General features: G+C 43.9%; 17 protein-coding genes. 9 read left to right on the top strand and 8 right to left on the bottom strand.

Translation table 11 applies throughout. The annotated features are described in order from the left end of the window. The first annotated feature begins 73 nt into the window (after positions 1 to 73). From ACYQ0H_RS02150 to ACYQ0H_RS02135, 4 genes are all read left to right on the top strand, one after another. Complete coding sequence (locus tag ACYQ0H_RS02150) at positions 74 to 634, top strand: manganese efflux pump MntP (protein WP_459811184.1); 561 nt, start codon at positions 74 to 76, stop codon at positions 632 to 634. A 101-nt stretch (positions 635 to 735) separates the two neighbouring features. Then, a complete protein-coding gene (locus ACYQ0H_RS02145; RefSeq protein WP_459811183.1) occupies positions 736 to 1,605 on the top strand; it encodes a M15 family metallopeptidase in 870 nt (289 codons plus the stop codon). Positions 1,606 to 1,627: 22 nt separating this feature from the next. Further along, positions 1,628 to 2,044, top strand: coding sequence for an EamA family transporter (locus ACYQ0H_RS02140; RefSeq protein WP_459811182.1), 417 nt, complete (start codon positions 1,628 to 1,630; stop codon positions 2,042 to 2,044). A 403-nt stretch (positions 2,045 to 2,447) separates the two neighbouring features. Further along, entirely contained in the window at positions 2,448 to 2,636 is a 189-nt protein-coding gene (locus tag ACYQ0H_RS02135) for an alpha/beta-type small acid-soluble spore protein (protein ID WP_459811181.1), read from the top strand. Positions 2,637 to 2,796: 160 nt separating this feature from the next. Here ACYQ0H_RS02135 and ACYQ0H_RS02130 read toward each other — a convergent pair whose 3' ends face one another. The 4 genes from ACYQ0H_RS02130 to ACYQ0H_RS02115 form a co-directional block, all read right to left on the bottom strand. Continuing rightward, the gene (locus ACYQ0H_RS02130) at positions 2,797 to 2,937 is read right to left on the bottom strand and encodes a hypothetical protein (protein WP_459811180.1); all 141 of its coding nucleotides are present in this window, start codon (positions 2,935 to 2,937) and stop codon (positions 2,797 to 2,799) included. Positions 2,938 to 3,150: 213 nt separating this feature from the next. Next, the gene (locus tag ACYQ0H_RS02125; protein ID WP_459811179.1) at positions 3,151 to 3,585 is read right to left on the bottom strand and encodes a hypothetical protein; all 435 of its coding nucleotides are present in this window, start codon (positions 3,583 to 3,585) and stop codon (positions 3,151 to 3,153) included. A 97-nt stretch (positions 3,586 to 3,682) separates the two neighbouring features. Continuing rightward, positions 3,683 to 4,432, bottom strand: coding sequence for a DUF4367 domain-containing protein (locus ACYQ0H_RS02120; RefSeq protein ID WP_459811178.1), 750 nt, complete (start codon positions 4,430 to 4,432; stop codon positions 3,683 to 3,685). A 159-nt stretch (positions 4,433 to 4,591) separates the two neighbouring features. After that, entirely contained in the window at positions 4,592 to 6,085 is a 1,494-nt protein-coding gene (locus ACYQ0H_RS02115; RefSeq protein ID WP_459811177.1) for a L,D-transpeptidase family protein, read from the bottom strand. Positions 6,086 to 6,421: 336 nt separating this feature from the next. Here ACYQ0H_RS02115 and ACYQ0H_RS02110 point away from each other — a divergent pair, with 336 nt between their 5' ends. The 4 genes from ACYQ0H_RS02110 (at position 6,422) to ACYQ0H_RS02095 (ending at position 11,226) form a co-directional block, all read left to right on the top strand. Continuing rightward, entirely contained in the window at positions 6,422 to 7,342 is a 921-nt protein-coding gene (locus tag ACYQ0H_RS02110; RefSeq protein WP_459811176.1) for a hypothetical protein, read from the top strand. A 103-nt stretch (positions 7,343 to 7,445) separates the two neighbouring features. Then, positions 7,446 to 7,910 carry a CBS domain-containing protein gene (locus ACYQ0H_RS02105; protein WP_459811175.1) on the top strand — a complete coding sequence of 155 codons (465 nt, stop codon included), beginning with the start codon at positions 7,446 to 7,448 and terminating at the stop codon, positions 7,908 to 7,910. Positions 7,911 to 7,925: 15 nt separating this feature from the next. Then, positions 7,926 to 9,038 (top strand): D-alanyl-D-alanine carboxypeptidase family protein, encoded by a 1,113-nt coding sequence (locus ACYQ0H_RS02100; RefSeq protein WP_459811174.1) that lies wholly within the window; start codon positions 7,926 to 7,928, stop codon positions 9,036 to 9,038. A gap of 253 nt (positions 9,039 to 9,291) precedes the next feature. Further along, positions 9,292 to 11,226: a substrate-binding and GGDEF domain-containing protein gene (locus ACYQ0H_RS02095; RefSeq protein WP_459811173.1), complete on the top strand. Its 1,935-nt coding sequence runs from the start codon at positions 9,292 to 9,294 to the stop codon at positions 11,224 to 11,226. Positions 11,227 to 11,491: 265 nt separating this feature from the next. On the opposite strand, the gene ACYQ0H_RS02090 is transcribed toward ACYQ0H_RS02095, so the two are convergent. Genes ACYQ0H_RS02090 through araA form a run of 3 tightly spaced genes read right to left on the bottom strand, consistent with a single transcriptional unit; the run spans position 11,492 to position 15,271 of the window. Next, a complete protein-coding gene (locus tag ACYQ0H_RS02090) occupies positions 11,492 to 12,187 on the bottom strand; it encodes an L-ribulose-5-phosphate 4-epimerase (protein WP_459811172.1) in 696 nt (231 codons plus the stop codon). A gap of 13 nt (positions 12,188 to 12,200) precedes the next feature. Next, positions 12,201 to 13,784: a xylulokinase gene (locus tag ACYQ0H_RS02085; RefSeq protein ID WP_459811171.1), complete on the bottom strand. Its 1,584-nt coding sequence runs from the start codon at positions 13,782 to 13,784 to the stop codon at positions 12,201 to 12,203. 17 nt (positions 13,785 to 13,801) lie between these two features. After that, positions 13,802 to 15,271 (bottom strand): L-arabinose isomerase, encoded by a 1,470-nt coding sequence (araA, locus tag ACYQ0H_RS02080; RefSeq protein ID WP_459811170.1) that lies wholly within the window; start codon positions 15,269 to 15,271, stop codon positions 13,802 to 13,804. 554 nt (positions 15,272 to 15,825) lie between these two features. Here araA and ACYQ0H_RS02075 point away from each other — a divergent pair. Further along, positions 15,826 to 15,972 carry a hypothetical protein gene (locus ACYQ0H_RS02075; RefSeq protein ID WP_459811169.1) on the top strand — a complete coding sequence of 49 codons (147 nt, stop codon included), beginning with the start codon at positions 15,826 to 15,828 and terminating at the stop codon, positions 15,970 to 15,972. 284 nt (positions 15,973 to 16,256) lie between these two features. Here the strand turns inward: ACYQ0H_RS02075 and ACYQ0H_RS02070 are convergent, their stop codons facing one another. Continuing rightward, entirely contained in the window at positions 16,257 to 18,665 is a 2,409-nt protein-coding gene (locus tag ACYQ0H_RS02070; RefSeq protein WP_459811168.1) for a glycoside hydrolase family 94 protein, read from the bottom strand. Between the last annotated feature and the right edge of the window lie 170 nt (positions 18,666 to 18,835).

The raw sequence follows: 18,835 nt of genomic DNA, 5'->3' as shown, positions 1-18,835 counted from the left end.
AGACGAGACTCACGGACAACGGTCAATGCGTTGTTCGTGAGCCTTTTTATTTTGACTGAAGGGAAAGATTATAATGGGAATCGCTGAACTTTTTATTCTGGCGGCAGGACTGTCAATGGACGCATTCGCCGTATCGGTATGCAAGGGGCTGGCTCTGAGAAGAGCGAAAATAGGTCATATGCTCTGGGCAGGACTGTGGTTCGGAGGATTTCAGGCGGCAATGCCTGTTATCGGCTACCTGCTGGGAGTTAATTTTCAGGGCAAGATCCAATCCTTTGACCATTGGATAGCTTTTATTCTTCTGTCCTTTATCGGCGCAAATATGATAAAGGAAGCTCTCAGCAAGGATAACGAAAAAGCCGACGCCTCAATGAAGCCTAAAAATATGCTGCTTCTCGCTGTAGCTACAAGCATAGACGCGCTTGCAGTCGGAGTTACCTTTGCATTTTTGAAAATAAATATTGTTCCGGCAGTTGCCTTGATAGGAATAGTAACCTTTCTCTTTTCAGCCGCCGGGATCAAGATAGGAAGTATCTTCGGCACAAAATATAAATCCAAGGCCGAATTTGCAGGAGGACTGATACTTATACTTCTTGGCGTCAAAATTCTTGCCGAGCATTTATTTTTCTCCTGATAAGTCTGACTTTAACCCTATGATTCGACTTGATTTTCATATTGTATGGTGTTATAATTAGAAAAACAGATTAATTGCTAAAAAAATAAAGGACGTTAATTATGAATAACAATACAGAAAATTTCAAGCCTAATGAACAGAAAGAAATCTCCCGCCCTGCTCAAGGGAGAACCTCTCAGCAGCTTAAACGCGACAGAATGCAGGCGTTTGCGGTTATGATAGTTTTCGGATTAATTGTTGCCGCTTCAGTAATTTATTTTGTAACTTCGGGCAATAATAACAGCAAAGATAATAACAGCAGCGCTTCTTTGAATAATAAAACAGGCAGCTCGGCGTCCTCTGCCGCTGAATCTGTGAGCAGATCTCAGGCGGAGTCAGAGCAGGTTTCCGAAGCCGCAAGCCAAGCCGAAGCAAAAGAAGCCGAGGGTCACAACGTTGAGGTAATAAACGGCAGAACTTATATAGACGGTATCCTGATCGTCAATAAAACCTACAGTATACCCGATACCTACGCTCCGGGGCTTGACGCCGATACCGAAGAAGCCTTTTATAAAATGGCAGGCGACGCTTACGCAGATGGAATTGTTCTCTATATCTGCTCAGGCTACAGAAGCTACGCCGAACAGGAGCAGCTTTATAATTCCTATGCCGCAGAAAGAGGAGTTGAAGAAGCCGACTCGGTTTCCTCCCGTCCCGGTCACTCAGAACATCAGACCGGACTGTGTATGGACGTTAATACTACGGAATTTAGCTTTGAGGGAACGCCCGAAGCTATCTGGCTGGAAAAGCACTGTGCCGAATACGGCTTTATAATTCGTTTTCCTAAGGGTAAAGAAAGTATTACCGGTTATGCATATGAACCGTGGCATATCAGATATGTCGGCAAAGCGGCGGCAGCTGAAATAACCCAACGCGGTATCTGCCTGGAGGAATATCTGGACGTGACCTCGGATTACGCCAACGCCGGTTAAATCTCAAAAAAGGAAGTTTGATATGTGGTTTGTATATGCGCTGCTTTCGGCAGTATTCGCCGCGGCAGTATCTATTCTCGCCAAGGCAGGTATAGAAAATGTTAATTCAAATCTTGCGACCGCAATAAGAACGGCGGTAGTGCTTATAATGGCATGGCTTATAGTTTTCGCTTCGGGTCGTCAGCACGATATTCCCAAGATCTCAGCAAGAAGCTGGGGCTTCCTGATAGCAAGCGGTATAGCGACAGGTCTTTCGTGGCTCTGCTATTTCAGGGCGATTCAGATAGGCTCGGTTTCAAAGGTAGTTCCTGTAGATAAACTGAGCGTAGTTCTTACTCTTATACTTGCGTTTTTCTTTCTTCACGAAACTATCGACCTTAAAACCGTTATCGGCGCAGTTCTTATAACAGCCGGTACGTTGGTACTTGCAATAAAATAAAACATAAAAAAGAGTTTTCATTAAGTGAGAACTCTTTTTTGTATAATATGCGTAAATTTCCATATAATATTTATGTAAAATGTCGAAATTTTTGTATATTAGTCATTAAATCTTGACATAAATACCTATATGTTATATAATAAAAGTGTCCTAGTTGTTAAGTTCTTATTTGTTTTGATAAAATAAAGAGCTTTCTTGTCAAAAGGGGCAGTAAAAATTATATGGGGAACTGCCCGAACGGGCAACGCCGCCGCACTGAGTTACCGGCCTCAAAAGTGCGTCCGGCGTTTTTTGATAAAAAAATTGAAAAAACACTGATATAAATTACCTTTCATATTCAAAAAAACAATTCACATAATAATAAAGCAAACCCGATAAATAATTATAAAAGGAGTTGTACAAAATGAAAGGTATTACTAGCGAACAGGGCAGACAGACCCTCGAAAGATTCAAGATGGAAGCAGCTAACGAGGTTGGCGTAAACCTCAAGCAGGGTTACAACGGTGACCTTACCGCTCGTGAGGCTGGTTCTGTTGGAGGCCAGATGGTGAAAAAGATGATCGATGCTTACAAGGCCGGTTCAGTAAAATAATCAAATTTTAAAAATAAGTCCCGTCAGGCAAAAGCCCGGCGGGGCTTAATCTTTATATTTATATATTTTGTCCCGCTGTATATGTATTATTCCGCAAGGCTTTTTAGACAATAAAAAAGCGCCCGGTTTTACCCGAGCGCTCCTAAAGCTGCTTTAACAGTCATATAAGCAATTGACATTTTTGAGATATACATTCGCCGTAGATAAACTCAGTTAGATTTTCTTCTGAGATCTCTATAATGACTTTGCAATCCGACCCGCTTACGTTAAGATCTATTACCTTAGCGCCGTACGAATTCAAAAGTTGGTATACCTTCCGAACGTACGACGTTTGTCTGTCAGACTCGGTAATAGGAAAAACTGCAACATGAATGTTTTGAAACATTAGACCACCTCCGCCGATCCAGTAACCAATTAACCTGGCATGGTGAATAAAGAGAACCCGAACCACCGGATTTACTGGTGACCTTGCAGCCTGCTAAAGCAACCTGTAGGCTGATTTGAAAAATTTATATTATCTCTGTACTCCAGCGCCGTAATGGGTAAAGCTGTCTACGACCGACCCTTTGCTGTTGTACATAGTAATATCGACTTTTACGCGGTAATATCTTCCCGATACCGCATTGCTGTATGTTTTTTTGTGGGAAAAATAATTACCGCTTGTGCTTCCGGAATAGCTTTGTCCGCTTACGTCTGTCCAAGCTGAATCGCCTGTCTTCTGCTGAAGCTGATAAGTTATCTTGGCTGAGGTTACGGGACTTTTCCCTTGAAACTCATAGCCGTAGGTAATCGAACTTGAACCGCTGGTATAGCAAATAGGATAATCCTTTTCATAATCATCGGTGCAGGGCATTATTCCTTCATCGGAAGCCGAAACCGAAAATACAGCCAGCGCTAATACCAAAACCATTGCGGAAATAATTGAAATTAACTTATTGATCCTTTTCAATTTTTTATCCTCCCGGAATCTATGTTTTTGAGGTTGTCGTTTTAACCCCCTCTATAAGTATAAACACGCGAAACAGTCAAATAGTGCAAACTTTTTTTCAAAAATTTTTATTTTCGTCACTTTGCACAGATTCTGCAAGTTTTATTAGGTCAGCTTCGTCAAAATCACCAGTGATTGAGTACTGATAAATTCCGTCGGTCCAGATGATAATTCCGTGATGACTTTCATTTCTGACCGATATCATTCCCTCTCCTCCGTTGATATCTATCTTTTCCAGAATGCAGCAGTCTTCGCTGTTTATACGCGGCGCACCGCACAGATTGTTCTGGCTGAAAATTATTTGGAGATCCGTATTATTTCTTTTTTCGGGATCAGTGCTTTTATAAATAATATATCTGCATTCACCATCCTTACAATTTTCAGCTATTTCATAGCCTTCAGGAATATATGAGGGGCTTTGGTAGTCAAGCATTACAGGGAAAGTTTGAGTTCCTCTTACCATACCGTTTATAAAACTTATTTCAATGGTATCGTCGAAAGACGGTCTGGTCATCATTTCAATAGTGAAGTCAGGTTCCTTTGGAGCGTCGGCGAGCATACCCACTGCGCTGGTCATTGCGATGGATGCAGCTAATACTGCAAGGCCGATATTTCTGCCCGTCCTTTTAAAAGAGAATCTCTGAGTGCAAATTATCTCTCGATGTTCACATTTGATTTTCGCTATTCTGGCAAGTTTGGCGTTAAAGTCCTCAGAAAATTCATGCTCCGTTACTCTTATGATCTTATATTCGGTTCTGTCGCTGTCAACTATCCCATGCTGAATCATTGCATAGGTATGGTTTCTCATAAAATCCTACTCCTTGCTATCAAAATATAAGGATCAAATTAAATTTGCTTTATTTGCCCCTCTATAAGTATAAACACGCAAAAGTGACAAAAAGTGCAAAATTTTCTTGTTAATTTTTTGTAAACAAAAATCCGCCGGTAATTTTCGGCGGATCCTTTTTTAATAATACATAACTACCGGCGTATCCATAGGTACCTTATCATGTACGAATTTAGCGTACTCTAGCGGCATATTGATACAGCCGTGAGAGCCGTTGTATTTATAAATATCGCCGCCGAAATAGTATCTCCACTGCGAATCGTGAAGTCCTATTCCTACTATAGCAACTCTCGTCCAGTAATCGCAGGTCGTGTCCCATTCATCTCCGTCGGCGTTTGAATCCTTCATACGGTAATTGGTAGCCTTGCTCCATACCTTATATACGCCCGGAAGCGTAGTTCTCGCCGCCGAAGTAGTCTGACCCGATACAATATAACATTCCTTTTTGAGCTTTCCCTTTTCGTAATACCAGAACTGCTGATTCGTAAGGTCTATTTCAATATAGGTATCGCCTATATCGTCGTCCTTTGAACGGGCAGATTCAGATCCCGTAAAAACGTACCCTCCCGTTTCGTAATAGATCGGATCAACGCCCTCCTTGCTCTTACCATTTTCTATCATTTCAACCAGAGCGCCGCAGGTCTTCTCCTGATCTATCCACCAGCCGTATTTAGCGTCGCTGCTGGTAGGAATAGTAATATCTCCCTGAATAGTAGCATGGAATTTCCGCTCGGTATTGAAGGTATCGTACTTCTTCGCAAGATACTCTACATATTCCATAGCCTTATCCCTGTCCGCAGTAATATTTCCGTCCTCGTCAATATCGGCTATCTCCAGAAGCTTTTTTCCCGTCAGCGTTTCGGTAGTATAGTCAAAGTCGTAGGTTATCTTCATATTAAAGACCCGGTTGAGTCTTTCACATTCGTCCTTAAGCTCCTTAGCAGTTATCTCGGGCGGAATATAGCAGCCCGATTCCTCTGCCTTGACCGTAAACTCGTTCCTGTCAACAGCGCTGAGTATGTAATTTTCAAGTATCTCATAATTCATCTTATCGCCCTGAACAGCGTCCCGAATAATATATCCGCTGTCGGTAAGCTCTATCTCGGCGTTCTTGTTTTCTGCGCTTCCCCAGTCCGTTCCGCTTAAAAGCTCCTTCAGCTTATCCTTATCGTAGGTTATATTCTCGGTAAAGCTGTAGCTTACTTTTCCTATAAGTCCCTTGAACCACAGGCTGTGGTCTATCTCGCTGTATATCTTTTCAAGCTGCCTGTCGGTATCGCTTGTATAGCCGAAGCTTTCAAGGCTTATACCTGCCTCCGAACCGTCATGCTTTATAACAGTAAGCTTTTCGGGAAGCTCCTTGTTTTCAAAAAGCCTTTCCGCCTCAGAAAGCGTTTTGCCGCTGACGTTAACGTCGTTAATATAAGTATTTACAGGAAATTTACCGTCATATTCAGCACGTCCTATAAAATAAGCGCAGGCCGTTCCGAGAGCAATAACAAGAACTATTCCGCCCGAAATAAATATAGGCGCTGAAGACTTTTTTCTCTTCTTTTTCTTTTTTACTCCGGCTGCCGTCTTAGGACGAGGCTTTGCCATTGTTTTTGCCGCCATTCACAATTTTCCTTTCATACACATTATCAAAAAACAAAAGCCTTCTCCGCAGTTCTCCTGAATACCTGACCGATAGCGGAGCTAAAGCCTTTAATCTGTTTCTTTCTAATTATTATATCATACCGTATTACGTTTTGCAACTAGAAAATCTGAATTTAAATATAAGGCAATTATCCCCTTAAAAGTTACAGCCTGCCGAAGAATAACTAAGCTTAGATCTGTAATATACAGCTTTTCCCTGCTTGACACAGACAGCTTATGGGTGTATAATTAAAGTGTATAAATTTCCGCATATCCGGCAATACCGGCAGCGGATCGGAAAGGCACGAAGATCAGATGAATAATATAAAAAGAATACTTGCCTGCGTATGTGTTCTGGGTATATGTATATCAGCATTCGGCTGTTCAGACTCGGGCGGAAGCTCTGAAACCGGCAGCTCCGAAGCCTCCGAACAGACCTCCTCTCAGCAGAGCGGTACTTCTCAGACCGAAAGCGCCGAGAGTTCCGCAGACTCCGGAGAAAGCTCCGCCGCAGAGGTGTCGCATATCGGAGAATACCTTAAAAGCACGGCTGAGATCTATTCTCAGGGCAGCTATACCCTTGAATGTACTCTGACAAGCACTGCGTTTGACGGAGAGGTTCAGCTTACAAGAGTAGTCAGAAACGACGATGTTTATCAGCTCCAGCAGGAAAGCATGGGAAAGCACGGCGCAATTACCCTCGACGGCAAGTCCTACGATTTTGACTATGTCTGCGGAATGTACCGTGAAACCGAAAATAAGCCGGATCTCAACGTTATCGAAGAGATCATAAGCCTGAATCTTGACAGGACCAATACTCACGAGGACTCGGGAGAAAGCGGATATGTAACAGAAGAATATACCTATACCGGCGATACCTATATTACCGTGCTGGATTTTTATTTCGACAAGGAAACAAAGGCACTGGTAAAATATACAACTACCTACTCTGTTGAGGGGCAGGACGATATAGTCGAAACCAGAACTATAAAAAGGCTTGACAACGATATCGACGAATCCGTATTCAATACTGATTTTACCTCCTATCTTGCTGATTTCGATTCAATGAGCGAGGATCAGCGGCTTGGCTTCTGTCAGGGTCTGTGCGGAAGCTTCGGTATCTCGACCGACGATATGTACAAGATGAATATTACTACCGATCAATTCAAGACGATCGACTACGATACGCTGTTCAAGCTTGTGTATACCTACGGAAAAGGACATATGCAGCAATAGACTTTAAACTGTACTTTTTGATATTTCCCGCTATTTGCGGAGCAGCGCCGCAGGATCACCGCGAAAGGAGAAGAGCTTTCAATCGGAAGCACAGACATAAAAAATGAATATTTTAAAGCTGCTGAAACCGAAAGCCGTTATAGATTATATCTACGACGATGCAACGGTAAGACAGGCAATCGAGAAAATGCGCAATCACGGATTTACAGCAATACCGGTAATAAACAGGGACGGCGAATATGTCAAGACCCTTGCCGAGGGAGATTTTCTATACTTTATGCTTGAGAAAAATCTTTCAGGGATCAAGGAGCTTGAGCGTTACAGCGTCAGTCAGATAACAAAGCGTGTCAAAAACAATCCGGTCTATATTTATTCCACTATAGAAGACCTTATCCTGCTTTCAATGAACCAGAACTTCGTACCCGTTATTGATGACAGAAAGGTTTTTATAGGGATAGTAACAAGACGGGATATACTTCAGTACTGCTATAACGCCGTTAGATCCGGCGATCCCGAATACAGTGCAAAAGAAGAGGAATATCAGCTCTTCGCAGAAAGTAAAAATTAATAGGAGAAATGCAATATGCTTAAATTCAAGAAAAATCACCACGGCGGTGCCGCTGTTGTCGCAGTAATGATAATAATCATGTTCGTAGCTATAGGCTCCGCAATAATGGTAGTAAGCGGAAGAGGCTCCATAGACGAGGCCAAGGCTCTTCCGGCAGTTGCGGACGAATCCTCTCAGGAGGTATCTAAGCCTGATTCTATGGCAGATCCCGAGCCTGAGCCGGAACCCGAGCCGCAGCCGCTTATGACTTACCCCGCCGAAGCCGAAGGCTATAAGGAAATATCCATAAAAGACCTTACGACAAAATACGGTATTCTTGTAAACGCCGACAGCAATACAATCCTTGCCGGAAAGAATTATGACAAGAAGATATACCCCGCATCTCTTACAAAGGTCATGACGCTTATCGTAGCCGTAGAAAATATAGACGATCTGAGTGCGAAATATAAATTTACCTCAGATATAATAGACCCTCTTATTGAGGAAAACGCTTCCCGTGCAGGCTTTGAAGCAGGAGAAAGCGTTACCTATGAAGACCTGCTTTACTCGGCTATACTTGTAAGCGGAGCTGACGGAACGTCGGGTATTGCCAACGCAATTGCAGGCTCGGAGGATAAGTTTGTTGATATGATGAACGCCAAGGCGGAGGAACTGGGTCTTACCGGAACTCATTTTGAAAACGCCAGCGGCCTGCACAGCAAGGATCATTATTCCACCTGCCGTGATATAGCGGTAATAATGGAATATGCAATGCAGAATGAAGAGTGCATGAAAATACTTACGGCGGAAAATTACACAACCTCAAAAACAAAGCAGCATAAGGACGGCATAAAGCTTACCAGCATAGTTGCGGGCCGCTTCAACGGCTACTATATCGAGGGCGGCGGAGAGCTTCTCGGAGGAAAAACCGGCTTTACTGACGAATCGGGCTATTCCTTGGTCAGCATAGCCGAAAAAGACGGCGTTAAATACATATGCGTAACCGTAAAGTCCAAGGACGAATGGAAATCTGCGGAGGATAATATCGCAATTTACGAAAAATATCTGCCCTCGGATAAAAATGACAACAGCTCCTCCGCTTCGGACAGCGTTGTATCGTCAGAAAAGGACGATTCATCAGAGGAATAACAGATAACAGCAGAAAACGCTGAAATTCTGACAAAACGGACAAACACAGACGTTTCTTCTATTACACTGCAGCACAGATAGCTGAAGCTTGAAGATCGGTCTGAGTTTGTCCGTTATCTTTTATAATTTATTGATTGTATTTGCTCAAAGGCCATTTTCGCAGAACAATATTCATGTTATTTTAATAATTATTCTTGAATATAGGAAATATATATGGTATAATATACTTAACAAAACTTGGGGAGGTACGGCTATGAGCAGAATCAGAAAACGTATAGCGGTTTTTATGGCTCAGCCCGAATCCGCTTACCAGATAGAACTGATGCATGGGATAAATTCAGAAGCGTTCAGGCTTGATTACGACGTTCTGCTTTTTTCAACATTTCTGAAACAAGGCGGAAACGCAGAATTTCAGATAGGCGAAAAAGAAATATTCAAGCTCCCGAATCCGGAGCTGTTCGACGCGATCATTGTAGTTCCGGATCTTATTCAGATACAGGGCGCCCTGGAATACATAGAAAACAACATAATAGCCGGCTTTGAAGGACCTGTAATTTATGTAAACTGTCACGACAGCGGCAGGCTCTGCGTTTACGAGCAGTCAGATGAGGATTTTGAAATGCTTGCCGAGCATCTGTGCTCAGTTCACGGCTGCCGCAGATTTGCGGTCATGCTTGGACCTGAGGGGCACGACCACTCGGTCTCCCGTCTTAAAAGCCTGAAAAAGGCTCTTTCAAAGAGAAATATAGAAATAAGCGGCGAGGATATTTATTACGGAGACTTCTGGTACAATAAGGGCGAAGAAACCGCCGAGAAGATACTGTCGAAGAGATCTCTTCCCGACGCAGTAATGTGTATAAGCGATATTATGGCTATAAGTCTTGTCCGTGCCTTTGAAAAGCGGGGGCTGTCAGTACCGGGTGATATAATTGTAACCGGCTACGACTCCAACGGAAGCACCTCGGACGAGCCGTACTGCGTTACTTCAGTTTCGATAAATAATGTTTCAATGGGTATCAGCGCAGTAAGAGCTGCGGTACAGAGGGCGGATATGGAATTTCCAAAAGCAAGCAGCAAGGGAAAGCTTATTTTCAGCAATACCTGCGGCTGTCCGACCAACGTTCCTAAAAAGCTGGTAAGTCTTTGGAAAAAACCCTACAGCGCATATGACGAATCCTCCGATTTTCATTCCGGCTTTAACTTCATGAACGAAGTGCTGATAGGCTCGGCTGACCTTTGGGATATGCTTTGGAAGATAAAATTCTACAGCTATTATATCAAAGGCTGCTCAAATATATGCTTATGCCTTTGCGATACGTTTCATAAGTTGGAGAAGGGCGAAGATATAGACGAATGCAAATTCGGTTATTCCGACACGATATATCCCTGCCTGGACCTGACCGATAAAGATATTGTAGATCTCGACCGCTCTTTCAGCCGAAATATATTATACCCCAAGCTTTTCGAGCCGCATGAAAAGCCCTGCTCTTATTATTTTGCTCCGCTTCATTTCAACAGTACGACCTTCGGCTATGCAGTTATTGAAAACAACGATCCTGAAAAAAGCGTCTGCTGTTATTTGAGCCAATGGATAAGAAACTGCACTATTGCCCTTGAATCGCTAAAGCGTCAGCTTCGGCTGAGAATACTCTACCGCAAGTTTGAGGAAAGTACGATAATGGACCTCAGCACCGGACTTTACAGCAGAAACGGCTTCAATCTGTATTCCGTAGGTATGCTGGAAAAGGCAGGCAGACTGTCAGCAAGATTCGTGCTTATCCTGAGCGATATAAACTGCCTTAAATATATAAACGATAAATTCGGTCATACCGAAGGCGACAAGGCTATTCAGACCTCGGCTGAAATATTCAGAATAAATACAGAAATTCCGGGCAGCTACGATGAAAGAAACTTCAGGATAGGCGGAGATGAATTTGTAAAAATAATGATCGGCAGTATCAGCGACGTAGAAATAAACTGTCATATAGAGAAAATGCAGAAGCGTCTGGAACGCTTTAACAGCGAATCTAATCTTCCCTACCCTATATATCTGAGCACAGGCTATTATGCTGTTACACCCTCTTCAAGCGATACGGTTGACTCTATCCTTTCCGAAGCTGACCGCAGAATGTTTAAAAATAAGCAGGATATAAAAAGCCGTACCGGTTTCGATTTTAAAAGAAAATAAAATATACAGCGCCCCGAAGGAACGGTCAGAAATTCCTCAGGGACGCTGTTTTTTTGTATATAAGCTTAAAAATGTTCCACGTGGAACATATTTTCTGTGTAAGAACTGCGGATCAAAATTCATTGCTTGACGGGATTTTTAATGAATAAACAGTTAAAATTATATATGTATATTATTAAATGCTCCTGAGGAAATATATACTTAACAAAGACAATGCATACTTTCCCTGCACCCGAATGAGCTTAGATCAGACAAGCGTATATAATTACTTTTTCTGACCGTAATAGGCATTTTCACCGTTCTTACGCAGATAATGCCTGTCAAGCAGCTCTCGGCTTATGCCGCCTGCCTGAGGATTCAAGGAAAGGGCATGAAAATTCATAAACGCCGCTTCCTCAAGCACAACGGCGTTATGTACCGCTTCAGCAGCGCTTTTTCCCCATGCAAAAGGACCGTGATTTCTGACCAGAACTGCGGGGATCTCAAGGGGATCCTTCCCGCTGAAGGCTTCGATTATAACATTTCCCGTTTCTTTTTCATATTCACCTTTTATTTCCTCAGCAGTCATATCCCTTGTACATGGTACCTCTCCGTAAAAATAATCTGCATGAGTAGTTCCCATAGGCATTACTCCCATACCTGCCTGAGCAAACGACGTCGCCCAGCGGCTGTGAGTATGAACGATACCTCCCAGACTCTCAAAGGCTCTGTACAGCGCAATATGAGTAGGCGTATCGCTGGAGGGTCTGTACGCGCCCTCCACGGCTTTTCCTGAGGACAGGCTGACTACGGTCATATCCTCCGCTTTAAGCCGGTCATACGCAACTCCTGAGGGCTTTATGACCATCATCCCGCTTTCCCTGTCAACTGCCGAAACGTTTCCCCAGGTAAAAGTAACGAGATCATACCGAGGAAGCATAAGATTTGCTTCCAGTACCTCCCGCTTCAGCTTTTCAAGCATTTTATCTCTCCTTTCAAATCAAGGCGTCTGCCGCCGCTTTTTCGGCTTCAAGTCCTGCTTTAAAGCCTGCCATGTATTTTTCAAAGCTTTCCGAACCTCCGACATCAGGATAAACAGTCTTTTCCTCCATAGACACGAAAACATCCTGCTCAAGAAACTTCGCCAGAGTTCTTCCCTCTCCGCAATTCATAAATGCGGAAAGCAGAGCCATTCCCCACGCTCCGCCCTCGCCCGCAGTTTTCATTACCGAAACCGGAGCTTTCAGAGCGTCGGCAATAAACTGCTGAGCAACTCCCTCTACCTTGAAAAGTCCCCCGTGTCCTGTGATCCTTTCTGCTTTGACTCCCTCGCTGTTATATAGTATATCCATTCCAAGCTTTAAGGATGCCGCCGCAGTATAAAGCTGAGCCTTAAAAAAGTTGGCAAGGTCAAGCCTTGCTTCGGGCCTTCTTATATACATAGGACAGCCCTTTTCAAGTCCTGCCGCAGGTTCGCCTGAAATAAAGTTATAGACCGTTATCCCTCCACAGCCGCTTTCTCCTTTAAGCGCATTGTTATAAAGCAGGCTGTAGACCTTCGATATATCAATATCAGCCGAGCAAAGCCGTGCGAATTCAGCAAACATATTTACCCAGCTGTCCAGCTCAGAGCAGCAGTTATTGCAGTGAACCATAGCCACCGGCAGGCCGTCGGGGGTAGTAACTGAGTCTATCTGGGGATATACCCCTTTAAGCTGCTTGTCAAGCACCAGCATTGAAAATATAGATGTGCCTGCCGAAACATTTCCTGTACCTGGAGAAACGCTGTTTGTCGCAGTCATTCCCGTACCTGCGTCGCCCTCCGGAGGACATACGGGAATACCTGCTTCAAGTCTTCCGAAGGGGTCAAGGAAATGAGCTCCCGCTTCGGTCAGAAAAGCGCCCTTTTCTCCTGCATTTCTAACCTTCGGCAGGATATTCCTAACGTCAATATCAAAGCCCTTCCGCTTTAAGCTGTTATTTATAAGCTCTATGAACCTGCCGTTATAGGCGATACCGTCAAGAGGGAATATTCCCGACGCCTCTCCTGCTCCCACCTCAAATCTTCCGGTCAGCAGGAAATGAATATATCCCGCCAGCGTATTGATCCTATAAAGCTTCCCCAAATGCTCCTCTCCGTTAAGCACCGCCTGATAGAAATGTGCTATGCTCCAGCGCTGAGGGATATTAAAGCCGAAAAGTTCGGTCAGCTCTTCAGCTGCCTTTTCCGTTGTTGTATTCCTCCAGGTACGGAAAGGAACAAGCAGCCCGCCGTCCTTATCAAACGGCATATATCCGTGCATCATAGCAGAAACCCCCATTGCACTGAAGGTTTTCAGTTCAGCACCGTACTGTTCCGAAACGTTCTCTGCAAGAGAAGCATAGCAGCTTTGAAGTCCTCTGCGTATATCGTCAAGTGAATAAGTCCAGTATCCGTTCTCAAAGCGGTTCTCCCAGCTATGGCTTCCCGATGCTATAGGAATGTAGGAATCGTCAGTAAGAACCGCCTTTATTCTTGTAGAACCAAGCTCGATACCAAGAAATGTCCTGCCTGCTTCGATCTTTTCCCTTACCGTCATTTATTTGTATCCCCCAGTCAGTTTTTTTTCAGCCTTGCCGTTATATCAAGCATTTCAAGCCGCTGTTCAAATTTGCTTAGTTTGGTATCGGAATCTATTACCACAAGCTCTGTATCGGTCATTTTAGCAAACAAACGAATATCCTCTGCTGTAAGCGCAGTAGAAACTACCGCATGATGAGCGCCGCCTGCATATATCCACGCCGCCGCACCGGTCGGAAAGTCAGGCTTCAGCTTCCACATAAGGCGGGCTACAGGCAGCTTCGGCATAGGCTCAGGCTGTTTTACCAACGTTATTTCAGCGCACACCAATCTGAAGCGGTCGCCCATATCTACCATAGAAACCGCTATTGCTTCACCCTCTATTCCGTCGAACACAAGACGGGCAGGATCTGATTTTCCTCCAATACCGAGAGGATGCACCTGAATTTCAGGTTTTTCTGCGGCAAAGACCGGTGAAACCTCAAGCATATGAGCCGCAAGCTCAAGCTCTCTTCCCTCGGTAAGATCGTAGGTATAATCCTCCATAAATCCTGTTGCACCGTTTCTTCCCTCCGCCATTTTACTGAGTACGGCACAGAGAGCTCCGGTTTTATAATCTCCCTCAGGTCCGAAGCCTATGCCCTTAGCCATAAGCTCCTGAACCGCAAGTCCCGGCAGCTGATTTAAGCCGTGCAGATCCTGAAAGGTATCTGTAAACGCCGATATATTTTCTCTTTCAATAAACTTTTCAAGCGCCGCCTGATACTTCGCCTGCTCCCGTACAGCGGAAATATTATCGGTAGAGATCTTATATCTGCTTTTATATTCGGACATTTTAAGGTCTATTTCACTTTCCGTAATATCGCAGATAATATCAGCAATATCCCCTACACCGTAATAGTTTACGTTCCAGCCGTATTTTATCTCGCTTTCGACCCTGTCGCCGTCGGTAACGGCAACGTCACGCATATTGTTTCCGAGCATTGCGACTCTCATTGTTTTTCCGAACGCAACTGCTTTTGCTGCCTGAGCAAAGCGGCGTATTTTCTCTATGACCGAATCATGACGGTAATAGCCGGCCGCGATCTCTCGCTTTATTCCGAGCCTTGTACAGATAAAGCCGAACTCCCTGTCGCCGTGGGCAGACTGGTTCAGGTTCATAAAATCCATGTCTATCATACTGTAAGGAAGCTTTTCATTGTACTGTGTATGCAGATGAAGCATTGGCTTGCTGAGCCGCTGCAATGCCCTTATCCACATTTTTGCTGGAGAAAAAGTATGCATCCACATAATAACGCCGATACATTCGCAGTCGTCCGACGCTTCGGCGCAGACTCTTTCAGCCTCAGCGTGATCTCTTACAACAGGCTTGAACACTACATCTGCGTCAGATCCAAGCTTCTCGTCAAGGAATTCTGCGATCTCACGGCTGTCCTCTGCTGCCTTTGCCAGAGTTTCCTCGCCGTAAAGATCCTGACTTCCGGTAATAAAATATAATTTATTCATAGCAAAACCTCCTGCCTTTTTCTCAGTATATAACATCAGAGAGGATTTTGCAAGATTTTTATTTAGTAACGATAGAAATTTATTAATCTTAATTGTACAGTGGAATGTAAAACGGCGGTGACAGAAATGATATTGGGATATAAACTAAATATATGAACAAGCTCCGGCAAAATCGTTTGCCGGAGCTTGTTCAAAGGCCATAATAAAAATAGACTTACATTTTTCAATCCGCACATTTCAACCCACGCAAAAATGCGACATATTTATAATAGTAACTATCAAAAATATCAATTTAAAGATTTTTGTGTAAATCTCACAGTATTTTACATTGAATTTTGTTGCAATTTACTATTGACGGATATATACATTTTAAGTTATTATATACATGACGATTTCCGTTGCAGTAAACTTTGACATACATAAAAAAACCGTACGCAAGCATGTAACAAAAATGATTTACATTCAATAGAACAACAACTAAAACCAATTCTAACAGTTACTACTTTAATATTATAGCACAAAATATTACAGTAGTCAACTAGAAAGGAGGAACTATGTATTCTTTAAATTATATTTATAAAGATAAAGTTGAAAAACCCGGCGAAAGCCGCGAAGTTCACGCTGAGATAAGCGTAACTAAAGAACGTGAACACCGCAACTTTATCAAAATAGTTCTCAGTATATTCAAAAGCTCCGATTAAACCGCTTGAGCCTTTACAAACTTTATTGCCGGTAGTACATTTATAGACTGACTTCATTTAACAATAGAAGTCAGTTTTATTTTTTTACTGACCCGTCTGCTGTAAAAACTAATTATCATAGCAGCGCAGTTCTGAGAGTTTACTTCCGTCCGGAAAATCCGGCAAGATAATCTATAGAAGCCTTATAGAACTTTGCGAATTATTATCTCAAGTATCTTTTTTAAAAACACAAAAGGAGCGATTCTTCAGAACCGCTCCTTTTCATATCATTTATAACTTCAAACTTATCCCAAAACAACCACGATCTCAGTCTTTTCTGTCATCTTGCACTCGCATACAAAATTGCCCTCGACTGCTTCGCCGTTTACTGTGATCGACTTAACGCCGCTCTGAACGTGATCCGGATTCTGAATATCAATGGAAAGATGCTTTCCGCGGAAGTTCTTCTCGATCTTAAAGCCGTCCCAATCGTGAGGAATAGACGGACTGATAACAAGACCCTCTGCGTTCGGACGCATACCGCAAATACCCTCTACACAGCCTACCATTACCGTTGAGCCTGTTCCGGTGAGCCAGTGAACGTGTGAACGTCCCTCAAACGGCGAACGCTTCGATTCTGTAAACTGACCGTGAACGTACGGCTCGAGAATTCTTATCTCAGCCTTGTCGTTCATGCTTGCAGGCGCCGACTCAAGGAAGTATTCAAACGCCCTGTCGCCGTGTCCCAGCAGGGATTCCGCAAGGATCGCCCAGCCCTGGGTCTGAGAGAATATACCGCCGTTTTCCTTTGTATCCGGATTGAAGATATGCATAAGCGCGCCGTCAAAGTAGTGATCGACATAAGGCGGATCCATTATCTTAACACCGTAAGGCGTATTAAGTATATCATGAACGCTGTTCATTGCCTTGTCAGCCTGCTCCTCTGAAGCAAAGCCGGAAATAACAGACCATGACTGAGGATTGAGCCACATTGAAGCCTCAGGGTCGCTCTTTGCGCCTACGACCTCTCCGTCCTCACGGATACCTCTGATAAACCTGTCCTCATCCCAGCAGTCTGAAAGCGATCTGCCAAGCTCGGCCTGAACCTTATTGATGTACTCAACGTATTCAGTATCCTTCCTTTCCTCGGCGTAGCCCTTTATTACGCTCATTGCATAGTAAAGCTGGAACGCAACAAACGTTGACTCGCCCTTCTTGCCCAATCTCAGGCAGTCGTTCCAGTCAGCGTGAAGTCCGGCAGGCATAGCGTGTGCACCCAGTCTTTCCATCGAGAACCTTATAGCGTTCTTCAGATGATCGTAAACTGTGTCCTCTCCGCCGTTAGCGTATACGATAACCTCGTCAAGAAACGCCTTGTTTCCGCTTTCACCGATATACTTAACTATAGTCGGGAACAGCCAGAGCGCATCGTCAGCTCTGTAGGAAGGATGTCCGGTCTCCTTGGCGTAAACAGAATTTTCATCGTTTTCGTCAGGGCAGTTCTCATGGCCTGCGTTGTGGTCGAACTTAACAAGCGGCAGACCGCCTCCGTTATCTACCTGAGCGGAGATCATAAACCTGATCTTATCAGCCGCAAGCTCAGGATTGATATGTATAATACCCTGAATATCCTGAACGGTATCTCTGTAGCCGTAGCCGTTTCTCAGTCCGCAGTAAATAAACGAAGCGGCTCTCGACCAGATAAACGTAATAAAGCACTGATAAGCGTTCCATACATTTACCATATTATTGAACTCGGCGGAAGGTGTTTCAACCTGGAAGTTGTTCAGCTCTCCGTGCCAGTAATCAACAAGCTCTTTTATCTCGGCGTCACACCTGCCAGGCTCGTTGTAGGAATTGATGATCTCATCAGCCGCCGCAGGGTTCTTCTGTCCGAGTATGTAAATAACCTCAACTGTCTCTCCTGGTGCAACCATTACCTCAGACTGCAAAGCGCCGCAGGCGTTTGAGTTATAATTGCACTTATTGTCACAGAAGCCTCTTTCAACTGCGATAGGATTTCCGTAGGTTCTGTACGGCCCGATAAAGCTGTCAAGATTTCCGTTATATGCGGAAACATCAGCGCCCGCAACTCCGAAGAATCTTTCCCTCCAGTTTGAACCGTTCTCGTCCTTGCCGCTGTTTTCATTGATGTGCTGAACGATCTTGTTGCCCTCGAAGCTTGTTCTGGTAATAAACAGCGTATACTGAAGATTTACCTGATCCTGCTCATAATTGTTCTCGTTTGTAAACTCAACAAAGCCGAAAAGCGAAAGGTTTCTGTAGGTATCGCCGTTGTTTGTAAGCTTTGTTCTCCATACCTCATAGGTCTTGTTAAGAGGAACGTAATACGTTACCTCGGAATGAATATCAGCATAATCGGCAAGCATTGTAGTATAAGCCGTGCCGTGGTGACATTCGGACTTGTACTTGTCAAGAGACTTTCCTACCGGCTGCCAGGAAGCCGACCAGTAATCAGCCGTATCGTTGTCGCGGATATAGATATATCTTCCGGGAACAGCAATATTTGTGTTGAAGCGGTAACGGACGTGTCTGCCGTTAGCTCCGCTCTTTACGAAGCTGTAGCCCCCCGCGTTGTTTGAAATGATAGCGCCGTACTCAGGCGAACCGAGGTAGTTTGCCCATGGTGCAGGCGTATCGGGTCTGGTGATTACATACTCTTTGTTTTTGAGGTCAAAATAACCGTACTGCATATTTTATGCTCCTTTATAATAATATTTGACTACTCTTCCCCGCAGGTACCAGCAGACTTACGCGTCAAATTTTGCTTGCGTCTATATCATTTTAGCATACATTAACATACTTGACAAGGGGGTTTTAAAAAGTTTTAGGATAAATTTTTTCACTGATCTCAATTTATGAA

The organism is Hominimerdicola intestinalis, assembly GCF_054655215.1.
The sequence above is the reverse complement of the archived record's forward strand: the minus strand, read 5'-3'. Positions and strand labels throughout refer to the sequence as shown.

Coding starts and splice junctions, on each gene's coding strand:
- ACYQ0H_RS02150 (WP_459811184.1), top strand. CDS start 74: ATGGGAATCGCTGAACTTTTTATTCTGGCGGCAGGACTGTCAATGGAC.
- ACYQ0H_RS02145 (WP_459811183.1), top strand. CDS start 736: ATGAATAACAATACAGAAAATTTCAAGCCTAATGAACAGAAAGAAATC.
- ACYQ0H_RS02140 (WP_459811182.1), top strand. CDS start 1,628: ATGTGGTTTGTATATGCGCTGCTTTCGGCAGTATTCGCCGCGGCAGTA.
- ACYQ0H_RS02135 (WP_459811181.1), top strand. CDS start 2,448: ATGAAAGGTATTACTAGCGAACAGGGCAGACAGACCCTCGAAAGATTC.
- ACYQ0H_RS02120 (WP_459811178.1), bottom strand. CDS start 4,432: ATGAGAAACCATACCTATGCAATGATTCAGCATGGGATAGTTGACAGC.
- ACYQ0H_RS02115 (WP_459811177.1), bottom strand. CDS start 6,085: ATGGCGGCAAAAACAATGGCAAAGCCTCGTCCTAAGACGGCAGCCGGA.
- ACYQ0H_RS02110 (WP_459811176.1), top strand. CDS start 6,422: ATGAATAATATAAAAAGAATACTTGCCTGCGTATGTGTTCTGGGTATA.
- ACYQ0H_RS02105 (WP_459811175.1), top strand. CDS start 7,446: ATGAATATTTTAAAGCTGCTGAAACCGAAAGCCGTTATAGATTATATC.
- ACYQ0H_RS02100 (WP_459811174.1), top strand. CDS start 7,926: ATGCTTAAATTCAAGAAAAATCACCACGGCGGTGCCGCTGTTGTCGCA.
- ACYQ0H_RS02095 (WP_459811173.1), top strand. CDS start 9,292: ATGAGCAGAATCAGAAAACGTATAGCGGTTTTTATGGCTCAGCCCGAA.
- ACYQ0H_RS02090 (WP_459811172.1), bottom strand. CDS start 12,187: ATGCTTGAAAAGCTGAAGCGGGAGGTACTGGAAGCAAATCTTATGCTT.
- ACYQ0H_RS02085 (WP_459811171.1), bottom strand. CDS start 13,784: ATGACGGTAAGGGAAAAGATCGAAGCAGGCAGGACATTTCTTGGTATC.
- araA (WP_459811170.1), bottom strand. CDS start 15,271: ATGAATAAATTATATTTTATTACCGGAAGTCAGGATCTTTACGGCGAG.
- ACYQ0H_RS02075 (WP_459811169.1), top strand. CDS start 15,826: ATGTATTCTTTAAATTATATTTATAAAGATAAAGTTGAAAAACCCGGC.
- ACYQ0H_RS02070 (WP_459811168.1), bottom strand. CDS start 18,665: ATGCAGTACGGTTATTTTGACCTCAAAAACAAAGAGTATGTAATCACC.